Consider the following 15260-nt stretch of genomic DNA (forward strand, 5'->3'; position numbering starts at 1 on the left):
AAAACGCCGGCCCGAAGGCCGGAATTGCCGATGACCGTCCGACGGCCTCACGACATCAGAAGAAACCCAGCGCGTCGGGGCTGTAGCTGACCAGCAGGCACTTGGTCTGCTGATAGGCGTTCAAGGCCATCTTGTGGTTCTCGCGGCCGATGCCCGACTGCTTGTAGCCGCCGAAGGCCGCATGCGCCGGGTACAGGTGGTAGCAGTTGGTCCAGACCCGGCCGGCCTGGACCTGGCGTCCGACGCGATAGGCCTGCGAGCCGTCACGCGTCCACACCCCGGCGCCCAGGCCGTAGTCGGTATCGTTGGCGATGGCGATGGCCTCGTCCTCGTCCTTGAAAGTCATCACCGAGGCCACCGGGCCGAAGATTTCTTCCTGGAAGACGCGCATGTCGTTGTCGCCGAACAGCAGCGTGGGCTTGACGTAGAAGCCCTCGTCCAGGCCCGCGCCGGGGGCGTTCCGGGCGCCGCCCGTCAGGCAGCGCGCGCCTTCCTCGCGACCGATGTCGATATAGCCGAGAATCTTGTCCATCTGCGCCTTGGAGACCTGGGCGCCCAGCATGGTGCTGGAATCCAGGGGGTGGCCGGTCTTCATGGATTCGACCCGCTTGATGGCGCGCTCGATGAAGCGCTCGTAGATGGATTCCTGGATCAGGATGCGCGAGGGGCAGGTGCAGACTTCGCCCTGGTTCAGAGCGAACATGCTCAGGCCTTCCAGGGTCTTGTCGAAGAAGGCGTCGTCCTGGTCCATCACATTGGCAAAGAAGATATTGGGGCTCTTGCCGCCGAGTTCCACCGTGCTGGGAATCAGGCTGTCGGCGGCGGCGTGCAGGATGTGCTTGCCCGTCGGTGTCGAGCCGGTGAAGGCGATCTTGGCGATGCGCTTGCTGGAGGCCAGCGCCGCGCCGGCTTCCTTGCCGAAGCCGTTGACGATGTTCAGCACGCCCGGCGGCAACAGGTCGCCGACCAGTTCCATCAGCACCAGGATCGAGGCCGGGGTCTGCTCGGCGGGCTTGAGCACCACGCAATTGCCCGCGGCCAGCGCCGGGCCGAGCTTCCAGGCAGCCATCAGCAACGGGAAGTTCCAGGGGATGATCTGCCCCACGACGCCCATGGGCTCGTGGAAATGGTAGGCCACCGTGGTCTTGTCGATTTCGGAAATCCCGCCCTCCTGGGCGCGGATGCAGCCGGCGAAATAGCGCAGGTGATCAATGGCCAGCGGCAGGTCCGCCGCCATGGTTTCGCGCAGCGGCTTGCCATTGTCGATGGTCTCGGCCACCGCCAGCAGGCGCAGGTTCTGCTCCATGCGGTCGGCGATGCGCAGCAGTACGCCTGCGCGTTCCGCCGCAGAGGTTTCCCCCCAGGCCTTGCGCGCCGCATGGGCGGCATCCAGCGCGGCCTCGACATCGGCGGCATCCGAACGGGGCACCTCGCAGAATACCTGCCCGGTGATGGGCGACAGATTGTCGAAATACTGCCCCGAAACCGGCGCCACCCAACGTCCGCCAATGTAATTCTCGTAGTGCTTCTTGTAGGGAAAGCCGATATCGATGCCAAAGTGCTTCAGGTCGGTCATGTTCATGTCTGTCTCCTGGGTCGATGAGCCGCTCCCGCACGAGCGGGAGCCGGGAGCGCCGCCGCACGGCGCGGCGGCGCGCTCTTCTCTTCAAGCAAAGAGCGTGCCAACCTGCTTTCCGCTCACGGAAGAGCGCACGTCCCGGCGCGGGCGGACGACCTCCGGCGGGCGCTCCGGCACGCAGCGCGCGGCTGTCCGCCTGCCGCTTTCAAAGACCGTGCAGCGGTGGCATACTGGACCCGAAACGGCTTTCAAAACATGGACTTGTCGCATTTTGCGACAAGTCTCGCCGCAACCGGCGACAGCCTGAGGCGCGAACTGCAACAAGTCCGCGTCGCCCGGACGGAGGATTCCATGCAGACACCGCCCTCGATCCATTTGACGATGGGTCCCCGCCCGCAGGCGGCGACACGCATCCACCAGTCCTGGGCGCGCTGCGCCGACCTCGACCCCGCCCTGCTCGCCGACCCCAATCCCCTGCCCCGCGCGGATCTGGACGTGCGGCGCGAAGCCCACCGGCATCTGCTGCATGCCGCCGAGCCCAGCCTTGAGGCGCTGGGAGCCCTGGCGGACGCGGCGCACAACGTCGTGCTGCTGGCCGACGCCAGCGGCCTGATCCTGCACGAGCGCGGCAGCCGCAGCTTTCAGGACAAGGCGCGCCGCGTGGCGCTGCAGCCCGGCGTCAGTTGGGCCGAGCCTCTGCGCGGCACCAACGCCATCGGCACGGCCCTGCACGACGGCCGCGCCGTGCGCATCCACGGCGCGGAGCACTTCTTGGCCTGCAACAGCATCCTCAGTTGCCATGCCGCGCCCATCTTTTCCGCCACGGGCGAGATCCTCGGCATTCTCGACCTCTCCGGCCCGGCCGACGCCATGCGCGACTACGTCCTGGCCTTGGTGCAGCGCATGGCGCGGGGCATCGCCGACCAGATCCTCGGCGAGAGCCCGCTGCGCCGACTGGACTTCCGCCTCGGCCAGGGGCCGGAGGACGGCGGGCATGCCCTGCTGCTGCTGGACGACGACGCCCGCATCGCGGGCGCCAACGAGGCCGCCCTGCACGCGCTGGACGCCGACTGGGAGCGGCTGATCGGTACGCCGTGCGCACAGTGGATCGACGGGCCGCTGCATACCCGCGACGCCCCGCTGCACCGGCACGACGGCCGCCCCCTGACGGGCCGTCTCATCGCGCCGCCCCGCATGCCGGCGCGCCCGGCGTCCGCCCCGCCCGCCCCCAGGCCGGCGCCTTCGGCCAGCCTGCGCCCCGAAGCACGCCCCCTGCCCGCGCCCGACGCCGTCAGCGCGCCTTTGCTGGACCAGGCCGTGCGCGCCCTGGATGCGGGCCTGGCCGTGCTGCTATGCGGGGAAACCGGCACGGGGAAAGAGGTCCTGTCGCGGCATATCCATGCTCGCAGCACCTGGCGCGACGGCCCCTTCGTCGCCATCAACTGCGCCGCCCTGCCTGAACACTTGGTCGAGTCCGAGCTTTTCGGCTACGAGCCGGGCGCCTTCACCGGCGCGCGGCGCGAGGGCGCGCGCGGGCTGCTGCGGCAGGCGCAAGGCGGGGTGTTGTTTCTGGACGAGATCGGCGACATGCCGCTGGCGCTGCAGACCCGGCTGCTGCGCGTCCTCCAAGAACGCGAAGTGCAGCCCCTGGGGTCGGACAAACGCGTTCCCTTGTCATTCGGCCTGGTCAGCGCCAGCCACCAGAACCTGAAGGCGCTGGTGGCCCAGGGGCGTTTCCGCGCCGACCTGTACTACCGGCTGCAGGACATGCCCTTGCAACTGCCGCCGTTGCGCGACCGTCACGACCTGGCTGCCTTCATCGACGAAGCTTACGGGGCCTTGGGCGGCCGCCTGGCGGCCGACGCCCGGCATGCGCTGGCCCGCCACAACTGGCCCGGCAATTACCGCGAGCTCTTCAGCGTGCTGCGGCGGCTGCGCTGCCAGCATCCAGAGCCTGTGCCGGTGATGGCCGGCAGCCTTCCCGTGGACATCGGGCAGCCGGCCGACGCGGCGCCGACCGCGCCGGCGGACGGCCCGGGCCACGCCGCCGAGCCGGATCATCCGCCCGGCGCGCGGCCCAATCCGGGCACCGGCTTGCGCGCGCTCGAGCGCCATGCGATCGAACAGGCCCTGCAAGCCTGCCAGGGCAACGTCAGCCGTGCCGCGCGCCGCCTGGGGATTCATCGCAGCACGCTGTACCGCAAGCTGAAATGACGCGGGGGCCGCTGAAAGCGGCCCCCACGCTGCGCGGCCTGCGGCCGCTTGCTGCCCCCCGAGAGGGCGTTTTTTCCTTGGGGCGGCCCGGCGGAAAAGGCGGCCCCCACGCTGCGCGGTCTGCGGCCGCGCAGGCCGCTACTGCCCTTCGAGGAAGGACTTGAGCTTGTCCGCGCGGCTGGGATGACGCAGCTTGCGCAGGGCCTTGGCCTCGATCTGGCGGATGCGTTCGCGGGTGACGTCGAACTGCTTGCCGACTTCTTCAAGGGTCTGATCGGTGCTCATCTCGATGCCGAAGCGCATGCGCAGAACCTTGGCCTCGCGCGGGGTGAGCGAATCCAGGACTTCCTTGACGACGTCGCGCATGGAGCCATGCAGTGCCGAATCCGACGGCGACACCGTGCCGGTATCCTCGATGAAATCGCCCAGATGGGAATCATCGTCGTCTCCGATGGGGGTTTCCATCGAAATCGGTTCCTTGGCGATCTTGAGGATCTTGCGGACCTTGTCTTCCGGCATGTCCATCTTTTGCGCCAGCGTGGCGGGATCGGGCTCGGCGCCGGTTTCCTGCAGGATCTGGCGGTTGATCCGGTTCATCTTGTTGATCGTTTCGATCATGTGCACCGGGATGCGGATGGTGCGGGCCTGATCGGCGATCGAACGGGTGATGGCCTGACGGATCCACCACGTGGCGTAGGTGGAGAACTTGTAGCCGCGCCGGTATTCGAACTTGTCCACGGCCTTCATCAGGCCGATGTTGCCTTCCTGGATCAGATCCAGGAACTGCAGGCCGCGGTTGGTGTATTTCTTGGCAATGGAAATCACCAGGCGCAGGTTGGCCTCGGTCATTTCACGCTTGGCCTTGCGGGCCTTGGCCTCGCCGGTGGCCATGCGCTTGTTGACGTCCTTGAGATCCTTGAGCGGCAGGACCACGTTGCGCTGCAGCTCGATCAGCTTCTGTTGGACTTCCTGAATGGCCGGCGCATGACGCGCCAAGGTTTCGGAATACGGATGACCGGCCGCGATTTCGGCCTCCACCCAGTCGAGATTGGTCTCGTTGCCGGGGAAGGACTTGATGAAATGGGTGCGCGGCATACCGGCGCGCGTGACGCACAACGTCATGGCCGCGCGCTCCTGGGCGCGGACTTCGGCGACCTGGGCACGCAAGGCGTCGGCCAGGCGCTCAACCATCTTGGCCGTGAAACGCACGCCCATCAATTGGGCGTGGATCGCCTCGCGCGCCTGGACGTAGGCCGTCGAACGATAGCCTTCGGCCTCGAAGGCGAGGCGCATCTTGTCGAACCAGGACTCGACTTCGTCGAAAATCTTGAGGGCCTTGGTGCGCAGGTATTCCAGTTGTTTGCTGCTCATGCCGCCGGCCGGACCATCGTCCTCGTCCGAGGCCACGCCGGAACCGGCGTAGTCTTCGCCTTCCTCGTCGACCAGGCCGTCCACGACCTCGTCGATCTGGGCGGAGCCCTCGCGTACGCGGCGCACGTGCTCCAGGATCTCGTTGACGGTCGTCGGGCAGGCCGCGATGGCCATGACCATGTGCTTGAGGCCATCCTCGATGCGCTTGGCGATTTCAATTTCGCCTTCGCGGGTCAGGAGTTCGACCGTCCCCATTTCGCGCATGTACATGCGCACGGGATCGGTGGTGCGGCCGAAATCCGAATCCACGGTGGTCAGGGCGGCCTCGGCCTCGTCCTCGACGTCGTCGTCGCTGGCCGCCGAGGGCACGTTGTCGCTCATCAGCAGGGTTTCGGCGTCCGGAGCCTGGTCGTAGACCGAGATCCCCATGTCGCTGAAGGTGCTGATGATGCCGTCGATGGCTTCGGCATCGACGAGATCGTCGGGCAGGTGATCGTTGATCTCGCCGTAGGTGAGGTAGCCGCGATCCTTGCCGAGCTTGATCAGGATCTTCAGGCGATTGCGCCGGGCTTCTTGCTCCTCGGGCGTCATCTGGCTGCGCGAAGGACTGTCCTTTTCGCCCTTGGCACGCTTGCCGCCCCGCTTGGGCAACGGCTTGAGGTCAGGGATGACCTCGCCGTCCTCGGCGTCATCGTTCACATAGTCGCCCCCATCGCCGCCGGCATTCTTGGCCGGCCGGCCGGGCTTGCGCCCCGACGGCACCGCCTTGGCGGCGCGCGGCTTGGCCGCGGCGGCCTTCTTGGCGGCGGGCTTTTCAGCCGTGGCCTTCGCGGCCACCGTCTTCGCGGCTGCCGTCTTTGCCGCCGTTTTTCCGGCTGCCGCCTTTTCAACGACCGGCTTCTCGGCCGCCGTCTTGACGGCCGTGGCCTTGCGAGCAGTCTTTTTCGCTGCCGCAGCTTCGGGCACCGCAGCCGCCCTGGCCGACTTCACCTCGGCTTCGGGCGCAACGCCCGCCGCCTTGGTTTTCTTGACAGCCGTTTTTTTGGCGGCCGCAGGGGCCTTGCCAGTTCCTTGGGTCATGTGTGGGTTCCGTAGACGCGACAACTTATTGAAAACCATATAGTTTACTGCACTTGCGGGGAAGAATCACCCCGCCCCGGCCTTCAGCCGGGCCAGCCGACGGCTGAGCTCCTGGTATCGACGGCGGTCTTCGTCCGTCGCCAAGCCGGACTCGATCAGCCTGTCGCACTGCTCCTGCACCGTCTGGCGTTCGATGGTCCTGAGAGCATCGTCCCATTCGGCTTGCGGATCGGGCAGATCCTGAGCCATCAGCTCGGTGGACAAATCCTTGATCGCCCGCGCGAGATCGGATTCGGGATCGGCCGCCTGCAACAGAGCGCCCGCATGGGCGGCACCGCACGTACTGGCCAGACCGATCAACTGCCTCACCAGACCCAGATGGGGATGATGGGCCAACAATTCAAGCTGCTGGTCCCCCAGGCCCGATACCAGGGCGGGATGGGCCAGCAAAAGCCGCAGCAGCCGGCGCGCCATGGGGGTGACCTGGCGCGAGCCGCCGCCTCGCCGGCGCGCCCGTCCGGAGCCATGCAATGCCGCATCCTGCCAGGGCGGCGCCGCCTCAAGATCCATGCCCGCCCCGGGGTTCTCGCTGCCCGGCCACGGAGCGCCCTCCGGCTCCGGCGCGTACCCGCCCTCCGACGCAAAGGGGCCGCCCCTTCCCGCCAGGCCGGTGCCTGGAGCGACGCCCTGCCCGGACGGACGCTGCCCCGCCCCGGCGATCGGCCCCGCATGGCCCGGCCCCGGCCCCGCGGCGCCCAGAAGCTGCGCCAGTTCTTCCGGGGTCAGGCGGACCTGGCGGGCGAACTCGCGCTCCATCTGCAGGCGAAATCCCCCCTCGGGCATCTGCGCGAACAAAGGACGGGCCTCATGCACGCAGGACGCCCTGCCCTCGGCTTCGTTCAGATCATGGCGGGCCGCCAACTCGTCGAGCATGAAGCGCGACAGGGGCATGGCTTCATCCAGGTAGGCGCGCAAGGCCTGGACCCCGTACGCCCTCACATAGGAATCCGGGTCTTGGCTTTCCGGCAGGAACAGGAAGCGCATCGAGATGTCTTCGGCCACCCAGGGCAGGCAGGCCTGCAACGCCCGCCAGGCGGCCTTGCGCCCGGCGCCGTCGCCATCGAAACTGAACACGATGCGGTCGCTGGCGCGGCGCAGCTTGCGCAGGTGCTCCGGCGTGGTGGACGTGCCCAGAGTCGCCACGGCGTTGTTCAGCCCGTACTGGGCCAGGGCGACCACGTCCATGTAGCCTTCCACCACGAGCACGCAGCCTTCGGCGCGAATGCCGGCGCGCGCCTCATGCAGCCCGTAGAGTTCATGGCCTTTGGAAAACAGGCTGGTCTCGGGGGAATTCAGGTATTTCGGCTCGCCCGGCTCGATCAGCCGGCCGCCGAAGCCGATCAGTTGGCCGCGCTGGTTATGGATCGGAAACATGACCCGGCCGCGAAAGCGATCGTGGCGCCGTCCATCCTCGGATTCGATGACCAGCCCCGATTCGAGCAGCGCGGGATCCTCGTAGTGGTCGAAGACCGCCGCCAGGCCTCGCCGGTCGCGGCTGGCCCAACCCAGGCCGAACCTGGCGGCGACCTCGCCGCTCAACCCCCGGCGCTTCAGGTACTCGATGGCTTCCGGCGTCTGCTTCAGGGCGGCGCGATAATGCGCCTGCGCTTGATCCAGGATGCGCTGCTGGCGCGAACCTTCTTCGCGCCGCTCGCGATCGGCTGCGCGTTGACGAGGGCTGCGGGGCTCTTCGGGCACCGTCATGCCGACACTGGCCGCCAGGCTGCGCACGGCCTCCGGGAACGGCGCCCCGGTATGCTCGCTCAAGAACCGCAGCGCCGTGCCGTGCGCACCGCAGCCGAAGCAATGGTAGAACTGCTTGGACGGGCTGACCGTGAACGACGGCGTCTTTTCATTGTGAAAAGGGCACAAACCCAGCAGGTTTGCGCCCCCTTTGCGCAGCTTGACGTACCGGCCGACCACGTCGACGATATCGACGCGCGCAAGCAGTTCCTGAATGAAGGATTCAGGAATCAATCAATAGAGTCGCGGCGGCAGTTGTTGGCTGCGGATGCGCTTGTAGTGACGCTTGACGGCGGCGGCATGCTTGCGCTTGCGCTCGGCCGTGGGCTTTTCGTAAAACTCGCGCGAACGCAACTCGGTCAGCAGACCGGTCTTTTCAATCGTGCGCTTGAAGCGCCGCAGGGCAGCCTCGAAAGGCTCGTTTTCTTTGAGGCGGACAATCGGCATGTAAATCCTTGAAAGCCTGTAAATTCATGGGCGTCGAAAGCAAAAGCAATCGGTGCGCGCATGGTTGAGATTGGAAAACCCCAAGGAATCTTAAAAAATCCCTGGTTAGACGAAAGATTCTAGCATGAATTCATGGCCGTAGCCATGTTTTCGAAGCCGGCAACCAGGCCGCCGGCCGGCGCAGGCTCACTCTGAATCGGGATACGCCGTGCGCACGCCCTTGCGGATCCAGGATTCGAGCTGATGCGGCCTCAGGCTGTCATAATCCTCGAAAGGCTGATGAATCCAGGGATTGGTCGGCAGGTGCTCGACATGATAGTCCGGCTGCACCTGGGAGTGCCCCTTGACCCAGAGCACCGCCGTGCGCAGCTCCGTGATGCCGGGAAACTGCCTGACCAGATGGTCGCGCACCCGGGTGAACGTCAGGCCCGTATCGACCATGTCGTCCACCAGCAGCACACGGCCGTCCAGCGTGCCGCGCGTGATGGTGATGAACTGGGCGATGTCGAGCTGGCCCTGGACCGTTCCGGCCGCCTCACGGTAGCTGCTCGTCGCCAGGATGCCCAGCGGCAGGTCGAAGATGCGCGACAGCACGTCACCCACCCTCACCCCGCCGCGCGCCAGGCAAAGGATCTTGTCGAAAGCCCAGCCAGACTCATGCACTTGCAGGGCCAGGCGTTCGATCAGACCGTGATATTGTTCCCAACTGACCCATAGGTCGCGTTCCGTGCTTGGCGGCATGCTCATCGGTGTTCCCCGTTCGAGTGAAGGATATTGAAATCGGTGATGAAAAAACCGCAAGCGGGCTTGCGGTTCTGATTTCTTTCTGGCGTATCAACCCTGGAGAGGGTTGCGCAGGACGATGGTTTCCAGCCGGTCGGGGCCGGTCGAGACCATGTCGATCGGCACATCGCAGACTTCGGCGATGCGTTCGAGATAGCGGCGTGCATTGACGGGCAGCTTGTCGTATTCGGTGATGCCCACCGTCGATTCCGACCAGCCGGCCATTTCCTCGAGCACGGGCTCCGCTTCGGCGGCAGCATGGGCGCCATAGGGCAGCACGTCGAGGAATTCACCTTTGTAGCGGTAACCCACGCCAATCTTGAGTTGCTCGACGCCGTCCAGCACATCCAGCTTGGTGATGCACAGGCCCGTCAGGCCGTTGATCATGACCGAGCGCTTCATGGCGGCGCCATCAAACCAGCCGCAACGGCGCGGACGCCCCGTGACCGAGCCGAACTCCTTGCCCACCGTCGCCAGGCGCAGGCCGGTGTCGTCCAGCAGCTCGGTCGGAAACGGCCCTGAACCCACGCGCGTGGTGTAGGCCTTGGCAATGCCCAGGACGTAGTCCAGGGCCTGGGGGCCGACGCCCGAACCCGCCGACGCGGCGCCCGCCACGCAGTTGCTGCTGGTGACGAAGGGATAGGTGCCGTGGTCGATATCCAGCAAGGTGCCCTGCGCGCCTTCGAAGAGCAGGTTGTGGCCCGCGCGGCGCGCGATGTGCAGATTGCTGGAGACATCGGCCACCATCGGCTCCAGTTGCGGCGCCAGGGCCATGACGAGGTCGCGCACCTGGGCGGCGTCCACCGGCTTGGCGCCCAGGTACCGGGTGAGCACGAAGTTATGGTAATCGAGGACTTCGGCCAGCTTTTCGTCGAAGATGGCCGGATCGTACAAATCCTGGACGCGCAAGGCGCGGCGCGCGACCTTGTCTTCGTAGGCCGGGCCGATGCCCCGGCCCGTGGTGCCGATCTTGCCCTCGCCCTTGCGGGCCTCGCGGGCCTGATCCAGGGCCACGTGATAGGGCAGGATCAGCGGGCAGGCGGCGGAAATCTGCAGGCGCGAGCGCACATCCAGCCCGGCGGCCTCGAGTTCGCCGATCTCGGCGAGCAGGGCCTCGGGCGAAAGCACGACGCCATTGCCGATGTAGCAGGTGACGTGCGGATGCATGATGCCCGACGGAATCAGGCGCAAGATGGTCTTGCGGCCATTGATCCACAGAGTATGACCGGCATTGTGCCCGCCCTGGAAGCGCACGACGCCCTGGGCCGACTCGGCCAGCCAGTCGACGATCTTGCCCTTGCCTTCGTCACCCCACTGGGTGCCGATCACGACGATGTTCTTGCTCATAAGCCTTGCGATAGGCGGCGGAATGCCGCCATGGGAAACGGGTTAGTTTATACCATCAGTAGCAATGTGCGACGAACGCCGCACCTCAGGCGGCGCCATCCAGGGGCCGCAGCTCCCAGCCGCCGCCGATCGCGACCAACTCCTGATCCACGAAGAATTCGTCCGGACACTGGCGTTCGCCCGGCAGCGCCTGGATCACGATGCGCCCCTGGCCTCTCAAAGCGCGGATGGTCTCGGCCAGGGCGGGATCCTCCGACCAGGGGGCGCGGATGGCCTGGACGGGCCGTGCGTCCGGCAAGCCAGCCGACAGTTTGCGCAAATCAAGACTGAAACCGGTGGCCGGGCGAGCGCGGCCGAACTTGCGGCCGATGCCGTCGTAGCGGCCACCGCGCACCAGCGCGTCGTGCCAGCCCGCCGCATAGATGGCGAACACGGCGCCCGAGTGATAGCCGTAGCCGCCCCCCATATCCGCCAGATCCAGCGCGATGGGGGCATCGGGCAAGGCGGCGCACAAGGTCTGCAGCGCCTCCAGGGCGGCCCGCACGGCCGGCAGGTCGGGCAGGCTGGCGCGGGCGCGGTCCAGCACCGACAGATCGCCATACAGGCCGGTCAGGGTGCGCAACGCCGTCAGGCTGCCGGGACGCGCGTCGACCTCGGCGCACAGCGCCGCCAGGCCGGGGACGTCTTTGGCGCTGAGCAGCTCGAAGATGGCCTCCGCGACGTCGGCCAGCGCCGGATCGTCGTCCACCAGCGCCCGCCCCACGCCGGGATGATTCAAATCCAGGCGCGGCTCGCGCACGCCCGCCCGGCGCACGGATTCGAGCGCCAGGCGGATCGATTCGATATCGGCCTGGACGCCCGCATGGCCGAAGATTTCCGCGCCGATCTGCAGCAGCTCGCGATCCGACATCAGGCCCGCCGGCCGCGCATGCACCACGGGCCCGCAGTAGCACAGCCGGGTGACGCCCTCGCGATTGAGCAGGTGCGCGTCGATGCGAGAGACCTGGATGGTCATGTCGGCGCGCACACCCATGGTCACGCCCGAAAGCTGGTCGACCAGCTTGCAGGTGCGCAGCCGCAGGGCTTCGTCGTCGGCGGGCATGAGGGAATCCAGGTATTCCACCATGGGCGGCGCCACGAGCTCGAAACCGTAGGTGCGGTACAGGTCGAGTAGCTCGCGGCGCAACTCTTCGATGCGGCGCGCTTCGGCGGGCAGAACGTCCGACAGATTTTCCGGCAGCAGCCAGCTTGACATCATGGTCTGTCGTTCCTCGTTCAGCGGGCGGCGGGCTTGTCGCCCTGGGCGCGGTCCCAGAAACGGAAGAAGTCCGAATCCGGGCTCAGCACCAGCGTGTTGCCCTGGCCTTCGAAGGCCGAACGATAGGCGTCGAGGCTTCTATAGAAGCTGTAGAACTCGGGATTCTGTCCATAGGACTTGGCATAGATGGCCGCCGCCGTGGCATCGCCCTCGCCGCGCTTGGCCTGGGATTCGGCATAGGCCCTGGCGAGGATTTCCTGGCGCTTGCGGTCGGCCTCGGCGCGGATGCGTTCGCTGTCGGCCGCGCCGCTGGCCCGCAGCCGGTTGGCTTCCTGCTTGCGCTCGGCTTCCATGCGGCGGTAGACGGATTCGGAAATCTCGGGGGCGAAATCGATGCGCCGCAGGCGCACGTCGACCACGTCCACGCCCAGCGGCTGAGCGCGACGCGCCACGGCCGTCTGGATTTCCCGCATGATGGTGTCGCGGTCGCTGGAGACGACCTGCTTGACGGTACGCACGTTGACGGCGGCATTCAGGGCATCGCGAATCTGCGCCTGGAGGCGTTCGACCGCCGCATTGCTGTTGGCGCCGAAAGTGACGTAGTACTGGCGCGGGTCGGCGATGCGCCACTTGACGAAGGAGTCGATCAGCAGGTTTTTCTTTTCGGCGGTCTGGATGCGCTCCGGATCGCGCGATTCAATGGTCTGCAGGCGCTTGTCGAGGTAGACGACGTTTTCGAAAGGCGGCGGGAGCTTGAAGTACAGCCCCGGTTCGGTAATGGTCTCGCGGACCTCGCCCAGAGCGAACAGAAGCGCGGAGTCGCGCTCCCGCACGACGAACATGCACGAGGACAGCACCGCGACCAGCAGGACCAGACCGACCAGGGCAGGAAAAAAGCGTTGCATCTTGGGCTCCTAGTTGGAATACGGGCTGGTCATCAGGCCGTCCAGGCCGGACGGCACGCCCCGCTGCTGGGCGCCGCCGCCGGAGGACGTTCCCTGGGCGGCCTGCGCGGCGCCCGCGGCGGCCGGAGCCGACCCGCCCGCCGCATCATGCGCCGCCGACGAGGAGGCGCCTGCGGCCGAGCGCGCGGCCTGGCCCATGATCTTGTCGAGCGGAAGGTAGAGCATATTGTTGCCCACCGCCGCATCGATCATGACCTTGGCGCTGTCGCTCAGGATGTCCTGCATCGTTTCCAGATACAGGCGTTCGCGGGTGACGCCGGGCGCCTTCTCGTATTCGGCGACAATGCTGTCGAAGCGCGAGGTATCGCCCTGAGCCTGGCCGATGACCCGGGCGCTGTAGCCTTCGGATTCCTGGATCATGCGGGCCGCCTGCCCTTCGGCCTCGGGGAGGACCTTGCTGGCATAGGCATTGCCTTCGTTAACCTGGCGCTCGCGGTCTTGCCCGGCCTTGACGGCATCGTCGAACGCGGCCTGCACCTGCTCGGGCGGCTGCACGTTCTGGATGGCCACGGTGGAAATCTGGATGCCGGTCTCGTAGCGGTCGAGGATGGACTGCGCCAGAGCCTGAACCTCGGAGGCGACCTCGGTCCGGCCCGAATACAGAACGAAGTCCATGGGTTTGCGGCCGACGATTTCACGCATGGCGGTTTCAGCCGCCTGGCGCACGGATTCGTCGGGCTGGCTGGTGTTGAACAGATAGGCGGGCGCGCCGTCGGGCAGCAGCCGGTACTGCACCACGAACTGCACGTCGACGATGTTCTCGTCGTTGGTGAGCATCAGCGATTCGGACAGGACTTTGTTGCGCGACGACCCCCGGAAGCCGACCTCGAAAGTACGCAACTGAGAGATATTGACCGCTTGCGAGGCTTCGATGGGATACGGCAGGCGCCATTGCAGGCCCGGGTTGAGCGTCTTGACGTATTGCCCGAACCGGGTCACGACGGAGACCTGGCCTTCCTGGACGATCATGAAGCCGCTGGCCAGCCACAGCAGGATGGCCGCCACCACCAGCAGCAGCAGGAAGCGGGGCGAGGGGCCGGGCAACGAAGGCATGCCGCCGCCCGAGGGCGGGCGCGGACCGCGTCCGCCCCCCCGACGGCCGAACAGGCCGTTCAGGCGCTTGCTGAAATCGCGCCAGACCTCATCCAGATCGGGAGGCCCCGAGGAAGAGTCGGGCTTATTGCCGCGAGGGTCGTCGTTCTGGTTCTGGTTGCCCCGTCCCCAGCCCGGATCATTCAGGTTGAACAGTTTCATCAAACGCATTGTTTCCCGTAGGCTCCCCACCAAATTCAACGATCGACCGCCGCAAACCGTCCAGCCCGCTGCGTTGCAGCGCGCTGACGAAGACTCGCGCAATCGTACCATGTTCATTTCGCTCGACCCGGGGCTCATATCCCGCCGTGTCGATTTTGTTGTAGACCAGGATCTGCGGTATTTCGTGCGCGTCGATGTCGCGCAGGACTTGATTGACCGCCGCGGCCTGTTCGTCGCGCTGCGGGCTGGCCGCGTCGATCACGTGAAGCAGCAGATCGGCATGGACGGTTTCCTCCAGGGTCGCCCTGAACGCCGCGATCAGCATCGGCGGCAACGACCGGATGAAACCCACGGTGTCGGACACGACGACCTGGCCGGCGCCCTCGATCCAGACGCGGCGGGTCGTGGTGTCCAGCGTGGCGAACAACTGGTTGGCCGCGTAGGCGTCGGCGCGGGTCAACGCATTGAACAACGTGGATTTGCCCGCGTTGGTATAACCGACCAGAGAAACCGACAAAGTCTTGCCGCGCACCCGGGCGCGCCGCTGGGTCAGGCGCTGGCGCTGGACGCGCTCCAGGCGTTCTTTCAGGGCGCGCACGCGCACGCCGATCAGGCGCCGGTCGGTTTCCAGTTGCGATTCGCCCGGGCCGCGCACGCCGATGCCGCCGCGCTGGCGCTCCAGGTGGGTCCACATCCGGGTCAAGCGGGTGGACAAGTGCTGCAACTGCGCCAGTTCGACCTGGAGCTTGCCCTCGTGGCTTTTGGCGCGCAAGGCAAAGATGTCGAGGATCAGCGCAACCCGGTCGACGACGCGAACCTCGAACTGGCGCTCCAGGTTGCGCTGCTGGGCGGGCGTCAGCGCCTGATCGAAGAGCACGACTTCCGCCCCCGTGGCCTTGACCAGGGCGGCGGCTTCCTCGACCTTGCCCGAACCGATGAAACCGGCGGCATCCGGACGGCTGCGCCGGGCGGTGAGAACTTCAACGATGTCGGCCCCCGCTCCGCTGGCGAGCATGAGGAACTCTTCGGCGTGTGCGGCGTAGTCGGGCTCGCCCAGGTCGACGCTGATGACGAGCGCTTTCATGGCATCGTGCCCGTCACGAGGCGCAGGCCACAAAACGAATGCCCGCCGCGGCAGGGCGCGCGGCGGGCCGGTAAA

11 protein-coding genes are annotated in these 15260 nt (G+C 66.6%); 1 reads left to right on the forward strand and 10 read right to left on the reverse strand.

Annotation, left to right across the window (positions count from 1 at the left end; all coding sequences use genetic code 11):
• Nucleotides 1–55 precede the first annotated feature (55 nt).
• Complete coding sequence (locus ABRZ00_RS13775) at nt 56–1582, reverse strand: aldehyde dehydrogenase family protein (protein WP_368641577.1); 1527 nt, start codon at nt 1580–1582, stop codon at nt 56–58.
• A 348-nt stretch (nt 1583–1930) separates the two neighbouring features.
• Between ABRZ00_RS13775 and ABRZ00_RS13780 the strand changes: the two genes are divergently transcribed.
• Nucleotides 1931–3793, forward strand: coding sequence for a sigma-54-dependent Fis family transcriptional regulator (locus ABRZ00_RS13780; RefSeq protein WP_368647770.1), 1863 nt, complete (start codon nt 1931–1933; stop codon nt 3791–3793).
• A 138-nt stretch (nt 3794–3931) separates the two neighbouring features.
• Here ABRZ00_RS13780 and rpoD read toward each other — a convergent pair whose 3' ends face one another.
• From rpoD to hflX, 9 genes are all read right to left on the reverse strand, one after another.
• Nucleotides 3932–6244 carry an RNA polymerase sigma factor RpoD gene (rpoD, locus tag ABRZ00_RS13785; RefSeq protein ID WP_368641575.1) on the reverse strand — a complete coding sequence of 771 codons (2313 nt, stop codon included), beginning with the start codon at nt 6242–6244 and terminating at the stop codon, nt 3932–3934.
• Nucleotides 6245–6310: 66 nt separating this feature from the next.
• Nucleotides 6311–8281 (reverse strand): DNA primase, encoded by a 1971-nt coding sequence (gene dnaG / locus ABRZ00_RS13790; RefSeq protein ID WP_368641574.1) that lies wholly within the window; start codon nt 8279–8281, stop codon nt 6311–6313.
• The gene (gene rpsU, locus ABRZ00_RS13795) at nt 8282–8494 is read right to left on the reverse strand and encodes a 30S ribosomal protein S21 (protein ID WP_006218592.1); all 213 of its coding nucleotides are present in this window, start codon (nt 8492–8494) and stop codon (nt 8282–8284) included.
• Nucleotides 8495–8680: 186 nt separating this feature from the next.
• Nucleotides 8681–9241 (reverse strand): phosphoribosyltransferase, encoded by a 561-nt coding sequence (locus ABRZ00_RS13800; protein WP_343835452.1) that lies wholly within the window; start codon nt 9239–9241, stop codon nt 8681–8683.
• 87 nt (nt 9242–9328) lie between these two features.
• Entirely contained in the window at nt 9329–10624 is a 1296-nt protein-coding gene (locus tag ABRZ00_RS13805; protein WP_368641573.1) for an adenylosuccinate synthase, read from the reverse strand.
• A gap of 85 nt (nt 10625–10709) precedes the next feature.
• A complete protein-coding gene (locus tag ABRZ00_RS13810) occupies nt 10710–11879 on the reverse strand; it encodes an ATP phosphoribosyltransferase regulatory subunit (protein ID WP_368642829.1) in 1170 nt (389 codons plus the stop codon).
• A 20-nt stretch (nt 11880–11899) separates the two neighbouring features.
• Nucleotides 11900–12787, reverse strand: a complete 888-nt coding sequence (gene hflC, locus ABRZ00_RS13815; RefSeq protein ID WP_368641572.1) for a protease modulator HflC — start codon at nt 12785–12787, stop codon at nt 11900–11902.
• A 9-nt stretch (nt 12788–12796) separates the two neighbouring features.
• On the reverse strand, nt 12797–14110 hold the full coding sequence (gene hflK, locus ABRZ00_RS13820; RefSeq protein ID WP_368641571.1) for an FtsH protease activity modulator HflK: 1314 nt from the start codon (nt 14108–14110) through the stop codon (nt 12797–12799).
• Nucleotides 14079–15185, reverse strand: coding sequence for a GTPase HflX (gene hflX / locus ABRZ00_RS13825; protein WP_343835457.1), 1107 nt, complete (start codon nt 15183–15185; stop codon nt 14079–14081). The genes hflK and hflX overlap by 32 nt, the downstream gene beginning before the upstream one ends.
• Between the last annotated feature and the right edge of the window lie 75 nt (nt 15186–15260).

The organism is Castellaniella ginsengisoli, from assembly GCF_040955415.1.
GTDB lineage: Bacteria > Pseudomonadota > Gammaproteobacteria > Burkholderiales > Burkholderiaceae_B > Castellaniella > Castellaniella ginsengisoli.